Genomic DNA, 513 nt, shown 5'->3' on the forward strand with positions numbered 1-513 from the left:
ACCCGGCACGCCGATCGGCACGCAGCGCAGGTCGGGATCCAGCACAAATACCTGGTTGTTTGCGGTCGGCCGGCCGATCGGCATGTGCAGGCAGTCATCGCCCGGCGCCTCGGTGATCGGGTAGAACGCCACGTCATCCGAACACTCGGCCGGACCGTAGGCATTCATCAACGGGATCGACGGGAAGCGTGCGAACCAATCCTGTGCCAGCGCTGGCGGCAGTGCCTCGCCGGTGGGCAGCAGCCAGCGCAGACTGGCCAGGTTGTCTTGTGCGCGCACCTCCTGGAGCATGCCGCGAATCAGCGCCGGCACGGTTTCCAGCAACGTTAACTGCTGCGCCTGTACCGCATCGAGCAAAGCCAGCGGATCATGGGCCTGCGCGTCGGGCAGGATATGCACGGTGGCACCCACCAGTGGTGCGGCGAGGAACTGCCACACGCAAATATCGAACGCCGGCGAAGCGGTCTGTGCGATGCGGTCATGTTCACCCAGGCCCAGGGCCGGGACTTTACC

The 513-nt window shown here is 65.5% G+C and carries 1 protein-coding gene; it reads right to left on the reverse strand.

Translation table 11 applies throughout. The features are described 5' to 3' along the window. A partial coding sequence (locus tag HX846_RS39845; RefSeq protein ID WP_256740143.1) for an AMP-binding protein occupies nucleotides 1–513 on the reverse strand: 513 nt, incomplete at both ends.

Origin of the sequence: Pseudomonas sp. K5002 (assembly GCF_013386655.1) — a bacterium.
Taxonomy (GTDB): Bacteria; Pseudomonadota; Gammaproteobacteria; order Pseudomonadales; family Pseudomonadaceae; genus Aquipseudomonas.